The 5,690-nt window shown below is 64.9% G+C and carries 4 protein-coding genes; all 4 read right to left on the bottom strand.

The features are described from left to right. Positions 1-225 precede the first annotated feature (225 nt). Entirely contained in the window at positions 226-726 is a 501-nt protein-coding gene (locus WAW85_RS01775) for a DUF6912 family protein (RefSeq protein ID WP_422557945.1), read from the bottom strand. Continuing rightward, positions 723-2,216, bottom strand: a complete 1,494-nt coding sequence (locus WAW85_RS01770; RefSeq protein WP_422557943.1) for a wax ester/triacylglycerol synthase domain-containing protein — start codon at positions 2,214-2,216, stop codon at positions 723-725. The genes WAW85_RS01775 and WAW85_RS01770 overlap by 4 nt, the downstream gene beginning before the upstream one ends. Before the next feature lie 74 nt (positions 2,217-2,290). Further along, a complete protein-coding gene (locus tag WAW85_RS01765) occupies positions 2,291-2,797 on the bottom strand; it encodes an Rv3235 family protein (RefSeq protein ID WP_422557942.1) in 507 nt (168 codons plus the stop codon). 79 nt (positions 2,798-2,876) lie between these two features. Beyond that, entirely contained in the window at positions 2,877-5,633 is a 2,757-nt protein-coding gene (secA, locus tag WAW85_RS01760; protein ID WP_422557944.1) for a preprotein translocase subunit SecA, read from the bottom strand. Positions 5,634-5,690: the final 57 nt, after the last annotated feature.

Genomic DNA, 5,690 nt, shown 5'->3' with positions numbered 1-5,690 from the left:
TCGTCAGGCAGCAGCGGCGTGGTGACGCGCGAGACCGCGGCCCGCAGCCAATGGGCGCCCTTCGTGTTCGACGTCGCCGCCCGCGCGGGCGCTTCGAATCGTTCGCGCCAAGTCTTCATGACATGTGCCTCCCTCTGCGAGCCCGCCCACGGCAAACTCTACCTACGATTCCGTAACTTACGGAACCGTAGCCAATGGACGCAAGTTGGGCAGTTCCCGGTGCGCCTAGAGTAATTCCAGTAAAAACGGGAGCTCCTGGGTGGCATACCACGCCAGGTCGTGATCCTCCGCGTCGCCGAGCGTGAGCTCGGCGTCCTCATCGCCGAGGTCGGCCGCATCGATCACGTCGGCCGCCGCGATCACCGCGCGCTCAGCATCGCCACTGTCCACGTGCACCGCCACCACCTGGTCGGTGGTGACCGGTCCGGCGATCCGCACGACCGCATCGTCGAGGTCCGGGCGCGGTGTCGCGTCCGTCCGTTCGGCAACGACGACGACACGGCGCACCGGCAAGTCGTCGGCATCCTGCGCGGCCAACAACCGCAGACTCCCGCGGGCCGCATCGCGCAGCGCGATCTCGGCGAGCTCTTCGTCATCGCCGGCCACATACGCTTCGCGCAGCGCCGGGGTGAGCGCAAATCCGGTGCCGCCCAGCGGCATCCACGCGTCATCGGCCAATAGTCGCTGCACATCGGCCAGCGTCGCCGGCAAGTACACCCGCATCAGTCACCCTTCCCGTTCCCGGCCGGAGCGCCGGGCTTCGGGCCAGCCATATTGCCGCCCCGCCCGAAAACGTTCGGGAACCCGCCGGTGGCTAGTTCTTCGATCGATTCGGTGACGTAGCCAGCCATGGCCGGCAGATCACCGAGCGCATTACGGTCGGCCAGAAAACCGAACTCCACGGCTTCGTGATATTCATTGACGCTAATCGCCAATGCGCGGTGCTCGGCCAGCATCGGGACGGTAAACAGTCCGGTCACCGGCACGCCATTCACGTAGCGCCGCTCGATCCTGCTGTTGCCGATCCGGATCGGCACATTGTAGGACCGCTGGAACAAGCTATTGAAGACACGCGTGGTGACATCGGCGAAGGGTACGACGCCCAGTTCCGGCAGCATCGGGCGCAGCCCCAGGGTCATCCGACCTTGCGACTGCGAATAACGATCGGCCAGTCCAGCCACCTGCATCAGGCGTACCGACGGCGCATCCTCGCCGATCGGCAGATCGGTGATGAACTCGGTGCGACCCTCATTCATCCAGCCGCCGCTGGCGGTCTCGTCGGCCACCGATTCGCGCGCACCCAGCGGTAGCACCGCGCGCACCGTTTCACCGTGACTCAGCAGGTCCTTGACCGACAGCGTCCAGCGGCGCATCACGCCCGTGATGACACCCAGGATCACATCATTGAAGCTGCATTCGAAGCGTTCGGCGATCGCCTGCACTTGCTCCCGCGGCACCGACACGAACGTGTACAACCGGGCCGAGCTACCCGCCCGGTTCAGCGGACTATCCGGCGCGCTGTTCATCAGTTGCTGCGCCGTATTCCCCACGAAGCGTGCCGACCGATCGGCGAGTGACAACAGGTCGGTGAGTGGACCCGCTCCATTGAAGACGGCGTCGACCAATTCGCCCGGACGAGCGACGACTTCCGCGAGCGCACCAATGGCCCGACTGCGTGCACCCGGCGGAGTCGCTGGCATCCACAGTTCCTCGTCGAGCCGGACTGGTTCGATACTCTCCTCGGCGATTACTTCGCTAATCTCCCGATGGGCGCCATCGCCGAGCAGACAGCGGTGCGTCTTGGTGAGGATCGCAGAACGTCCGTCAACGAGCCCCTCGACCAGGTACATCTCCCACAGGGGCCGGTTCCGGTCCAGCGGGCGGGACATCACGCGCGCAATGAAATCCGCCAGCGCCGCATCGTCACCGGGCTGCGGTAGGGCAGCGCGGCGGACATGGAAGGTGATATCGAAGTCGGGATCGTCGACCCAGAGTGGTCGAGCCAATCCGAATGTCACCTCGGCCACCCGCTGACGGTAGCGCGGCACCAGCGTCAGCCGGTTTTCCACCAGTGCAACCAGCGACGCATAGTCCACCGTGCAGCCGGGGTCGGCCGCGGCGGGATCGAGAATCACCAAGGCGCCTAGATGGGTCGTCGTACCGGACCGATCCAGGAAGTAGTACATCGCATCGTCGGGCGACAGTCGATTCACCATGGTGTCTCGATGATAGTGCCCAACTCCGACATCGGCGGGTTCCGGCCACGGTTCGTGACAATCCGCCGCCGGAGTCACAGGATGGTGAATTCAGTGAGCACCCATCGGTCGGCCACCCGTCGCGGCAGTGCCCCCGGCGCCGAGACGCGGACTCGACGCCGCTCCAGCCGCCCGGCCAGCGCGCGCACCCGGTTGCCGCACTCCAGGGTGCCGAAGACTTCGGCCGCCGCAACGCTCCGGAACTGCACGTGCACCCGGTGCAGCCGGGCACACCCGTCCGGCCCGTTCGACTGGTGACCGTTCGATTGCTGGCCAAATGCCCCGTGCTGCAGCAGCACAGTGATCTGCCCGAACACCGCTTCGGTTACCGCCCCGGATAGTTGAATCCGCGGCCGCCGCCCGTCCAGGACTTCCAGTGTCCGTCCCAGCACTGCTACGGCGATCGTCCGCACACTACGGGCGAGCGCGGGGTCCGGCGGCACCCACGGTCGCTCCGGACCTGGGTCATCGGGCGCCTCCGTGCTCTCGCGCCAGCTGGCCCGCAGCACTTCCAGATCAAGGTTGAGCAGTGTCCCCGTCATGTAAATCAGACGCACCGCAGGCCCGTCCGGTTCCGCGACACGCCGATCGCCCACAAGAAAGGTTCAGATCGGCAGGCGCCTACTTGCGGCGGCGGTTACGTCGCTCCGCCTCGCGACGCTCTTTGCGACTCCCCGTCACCGGCTCCGGGCTCAGCACCTCCGACGGGGTGCCGGAGAACAGTTCCTCGACAGCCGAATGCACTTCGGTCTCGCCGTCCTCGTCCGGGCCGCTATAGGTGACGCGTGGATCGTCGTCGGCGACCCGCTGGCCGCCCAGACCGGCACCGGAGAGCATGTCCGAGACGGTGGTGCCCAACGCGGGCGCGGCCGGCTGGGCCTGCACCTGCGCGTTGAACAGCAATTGAACAGTCTCTTCCTTCATTCCCTCGAGCATGCCCATGAACATGTCGAAGCCCTCGCGCTGGTATTCGACCACCGGATCACGCTGCGCCATCGAGCGCAGATGAATACCTTCGCGCAGGTAGTCCATCTCGTACAGGTGATCGCGCCACTTGCGGTCGAGCACCATCAGCAGGATCGAGCGCTCCAACTGGCGCATGGCATCGTCGCCGCCGATGGCGGCCAGCTCGGCCTCGCGACGGTCGTAGGCGGCGAGGGCGTCGTCGACGACCAGGGTGCGCAGCTCTTCGCGGCGCAAATCCTCACGCTCGCCGTATTCGTTCTCGGCGAAGACAGCCTTGGCGTCGAGGGCGATCGGGAACAGATTGCCCAACGCCCGCCACAGCTCCTCAACATCCCAGTCCTCGGCATAGCCGTCGACCGTCGCGCCGTCGACGTACGCGCCGACGACGTCGGCCACCATCTGGCGGATCTGCTCGCGGTGGTTCTCCCCCTCGAGGATCTCGCGGCGCTCGGCGTAGATCACCTTGCGCTGCTCGTTCATCACCTCGTCGTATTTGAGGACGTTCTTGCGGATCTCGAAGTTCTGCTCCTCGACTTGCGTCTGCGCACTGCGGATGGCGCGGGTGACCATCTTCGCCTCGATCGGCACATCCTCGGGCAGGTTCAGGCGCGTCATGATGGCGTCCAGCGCACCCGCATTGAAACGGCGCATCAGTTCGTCACCGAGCGACAGATAGAAGCGCGATGCACCCGGGTCGCCCTGGCGGCCGGAACGACCTCGCAACTGGTTGTCGATGCGGCGCGACTCGTGCCGCTCGGTGCCGAGCACGTACAGACCGCCAGCGGCGATGACGTCCTCCGCCTCGGTCTCGGCATCCGCGCGGGCCACGGCGATGGCCTCGTCCCACGCGGCCTCATACTCGTCCGGAGTGGTCACCGGATCCAGGCCAGCCTTGCGCAGGCGCGTATCGGCGATGATTTCCGGGTTACCGCCAAGCACGACGTCGGTGCCGCGGCCGGCCATGTTGGTGGCCACGGTGACTGCGCTGAGGCGACCGGCCTCGGCGATGATTTGCGCTTCCTGCTCGTGGAACTTCGCATTCAGCACGTTGTGCTTGATCTTGCGGTCGGCCAGCAGCCGCGACAGGTACTCCGAGCGCTCCACGCTGGTGGTACCGATCAGTACCGGCTGACCGTTCTCGTGGCTTTCGGCGATATCGTCGACGACGGCGTTGAACTTAGCCTCTTCAGTCTTATAGATCAGGTCGCCCTGATCGTCGCGGACCATCGGCTTGTTGGTCGGGATCGGCACCACCCCGAGCTTGTAGATCTGCTGGAATTCGGCAGCCTCGGTCTCAGCCGTACCGGTCATTCCGGACAGTTTCTCGTAGAGGCGGAAGTAGTTCTGCAGCGTGATCTGGGCGAGCGTCTGATTCTCGGCCTTGATCTCCACATGCTCCTTGGCCTCTATGGCCTGGTGCAATCCCTCGTTGTAGCGACGACCGTCGAGCACGCGACCGGTGAACTCGTCGACGATCAACACCTCGCCGTTGCGGACGATGTAGTCCTTGTCTTTGTGGAACAGCTCCTTCACCTTGATGGCGTTGTTCAGGTAGCTGACCAGCTGCGAGTTCGCCGGTTCGTACAGGTTCTCGATGCCGAGACGGTCTTCGACAAAGGTGACACCGACCTCGTGCACACCAATCGTCTTCTTTTTGATGTCCACCTCGTAGTGGGTGTCCTTCTCCAGCAGCGGTGCGATCCGCGCGAACTCGCCGTACCACTTGCTCGACGAGTCGGTCGGGCCGGAGATGATCAGCGGTGTGCGCGCCTCGTCGACCAGGATCGAGTCGACCTCGTCGACGACAGCAAAGCTGTGGCCGCGTTGCACCAGGTCTTCGAGGCTGTGCGCCATATTGTCGCGCAGGTAGTCGAAGCCGAACTCGTTATTGGTGCCGTAGGTGATATCGGCGCCGTATGCGATGCGGCGCTGATCCGGCGTCATGCCGGTGAGGATGACGGCGGTCTGCAGACCGAGGAAGCGGTGCACGCGACCCATCTGTTCCGCATCTCGCTTGGCGAGGTAATCGTTCACGGTGACGACGTGCACGCCGTTGCCGGACAGCGCGTTGAGGTAGGCCGGGAGCACACAGGTCAGGGTCTTGCCCTCGCCGGTCTTCATCTCGGCGATGTTGCCGAAGTGCAAGGCCGCGCCGCCCATGATCTGGACGTGGAAGTGCTTCTGGTCCAGTACTCGCCAGGCTGCTTCACGGGCCACGGCGAACGCCTCGACCAGCAGGTGGTCCAAGGCCTCGTCGCCCGCCAGTCGCTCTTTGAAGTCGTCGGTCTTGGCCCGCAACTCGTCGTCGCTCAGGGCTTCCATCTCGTCGGAGAGGGCTTCGACCTGACTGGCGATGCCGTCGAGCCTTTTGACTAGTCGGCCTTCACCCAGGCGAAGCAGCTTGTTCAGCACGGTCCCACAGTCCCCATCGATCGAGAAAACAAAGAATCCGGTCTGCACTGTTACACG

This window comes from Gordonia sp. (in: high G+C Gram-positive bacteria) (assembly GCF_049299075.1).
Lineage (GTDB): Bacteria > Actinomycetota > Actinomycetes > Mycobacteriales > Mycobacteriaceae > Gordonia.
This window is presented reverse-complemented; position numbering and strand designations above follow the sequence as displayed.